The sequence below is a fragment of the Tissierellales bacterium genome (assembly GCA_025210965.1).
Lineage (GTDB): Bacteria > Bacillota > Clostridia > Tissierellales > JAOAQY01 > JAOAQY01.
On the sequence record JAOAQY010000223.1, the window covers coordinates 1 to 2,610 of the forward strand.

Sequence of the window (2,610 nt, forward strand, 5' to 3'; positions counted from 1 at the left end):
AACCAGACGCTAAACAAATTTCTATTCAAATTCTTATATTTCATTATGTATCTTTTGATTTTAAGAATTATGTAACTAACATATTGAAATAAGAATCAACTGAAGGATATTTGTATTAGCTCACACATAATCATTTGTCCCCCTTTAATAAATGATTGTAATTTAAAACTGCCTACCCCGGCAGTTTTTTTCGTTGAAATTAAAAGTTTTTCCTCAAAGGCGAAGTCACTCCATATGAATGTCATATCAATTATGACAGGGGCGACTTTTAACAGGGTCATTTTTTCAAAGTACTTTTGGGGTCAGGTCCCTCATTCTTGCATTTAAGCTAATAAATTTGTAATTGAAAATGCATCTATTCAATTTAAATTTATGGTTTAGCTTCATCTAAAAAAATCCTATATCCAATCAAATATAAAAGAAGTCCCCAAGTATTTCAGAGACTTCTCAAATAAATTTCTTTATTAATTATATTTAAATACTATCCTCTTCGCCCAATCAAATGCGCGGCATACAGGGGAACTGATTTGATCAAACCATTATATCCAAAATTCTTGCCTGATACTTTTATAGCATATGGTGGATTGTATTTTTCCATATATACTTTCAAAGCTTTTGATTTAGTATTGGTTGAAGCTTTCACTTCTATTGGAATAATCTCACCTTCTATGTTTACAAGAAAATCAATCTCTGCACTATTTCCAGATCTCCAATAATATAATCCTGTTCCTGAAGCGGTTAATGTTTGAGCAATATAATTTTCAGTTATCATACCACTAAATAACTTTCCTCCCGCTGAATGCAAGTCATATGGTGTCATATCTGCCATTTCACTTAATAGACCCGTATCCCCCATATATATCTTGAACATATTTTCTTTGTGGTATGTTTTTAGAGGAATTCTTGGTACCTCTATCATTGTTGCTCTATTTACAAGATTACTAGATAAAAGCCAATCTATTGAAGTTCCATATACAGCTTTTTTACCATTTTCAGCAATCAACTTGTAGCTGAACTTATTATTATCACGCCCTAATTGACTTGGTATTGACTGAAATACCTGTTTAATTTTTAATGCTTCAGAATTTGTTGTATACTTATTCATATCTGCAAGATAATCATCTAAGATATCTCGTTTTATATCCCTTGAATAGTAATTTAAATCTCCATCAACGTCTATATATGATAATACAGAATCCGGCATTCCGCCCACATATATATAATCCTTATATAAATTCATCAATTTATCATGTACTGCTTCAAACATTTTTTTATTTTCCCAATAACAATCATAAATTTCTTTTACCAACTCATCCTGTCCTAGAGCTAGTAGAAATTCTTCAAAATCCATAGGATACATATAATATCTCTTTACTTTTCCTACAGGAAAAGAACTTCTAAACCTATTCAATGCCACTCCCAACAAACTTCCTGCAACAATAATTTTATAATTAACACTATTTTCAGCAAAATATTTTAATGACATGATAGCCCTTTCAGATAATTGAACTTCATCAATAAATATTACAGTCTTATCAATATCAATCGGGCGGTTTTTCAAAAATCCAATTTGTCGTATAATCAAATCAGGATCTATACTTTCATCAAATATATCTTTGATTTCAGCATCACGTTCTAAATTTACATACAGATACTCTTCAAAATTATTTTTACAAAACTCATCAATAATGTATGTTTTCCCAACTTGACGAGCTCCAATAATCATATAAGGTTTCTCACAGCCTTTATCTTTCCAATTTATTAATTGCTCCATCACTTTTCTTCTCATAACTCAGTCACCTCATAATTATTGTATCACACAAAATAAAACAAATCGACTTTTTTCATACGAATAATGTGTTTAGAATATACTTTTTTCATACGAAAAAAATCTTATCACAGTACTTTTTTCATATGAATAAGATATCTCCTTTGGTGCTATGACAGAACAAATTGACTCTCGAGGGACACCCCTTTAAATATTATTTCCAGTATATATTTCACCATCACATAATGAACCTCTTATAAATACTCAACTACATAAACTTGAATACTTCAAATAACATTTCTAATTGGAAATTTCAACTGATTTTTCGACGATCCATAGTCAATTTGTCGGGGCCTGTCCCCAAAAACTATTGAAAGTCTTTTGTCTTTCCCAACTACAACCTACGACCAACAATCTACAAAATAATTTTCTTTCACAATTCCTTTACACATCACTTACAAACAATTCATAATCTATTCACAGTTGTCCTTTAATATATAAATATAGCAAATAACAAACAAACAACGCTAAACGAATCCATATTAAAATTCTTATATTCCATTATGTATCTTTTTGATTTTAAGAATTATGAATCTAACATATTGGAAAAAGAATCAATCAAAGGTTATTTGTATTAGCTCATAAACAATAAGAAAAGCCAACTTAATAACTAAATTTGAGATTCCCAAAATCTCACACAAAACCAGACGCTAAACAAATTTCTATTCAAATTCTTATATTTCATTATGTATCTTTTGATTTTAAGAATTATGTAACTAACATATTGAAATAAGAATCAACTGAAGGATATTTGTATTAGCTCACACATAATCATTTGTCCC

At 29.6% G+C, this 2,610-nt stretch carries 1 protein-coding gene; it reads right to left on the reverse strand.

Annotated features, from left to right (window positions below):
• Nucleotides 1–481: 481 nt before the first annotated feature.
• Complete coding sequence (locus N4A40_16090) at nt 482–1,789, reverse strand: AAA family ATPase (protein ID MCT4663374.1); 1,308 nt, start codon at nt 1,787–1,789, stop codon at nt 482–484.
• Nucleotides 1,790–2,610 lie beyond the last annotated feature (821 nt).

What these genes read in the sequence shown, in the direction of transcription:
- N4A40_16090 (MCT4663374.1), bottom strand. Translation starts at nt 1,789, where the DNA reads ATGAGAAGAAAAGTGATGGAGCAATTAATAAATTGGAAAGATAAAGGC.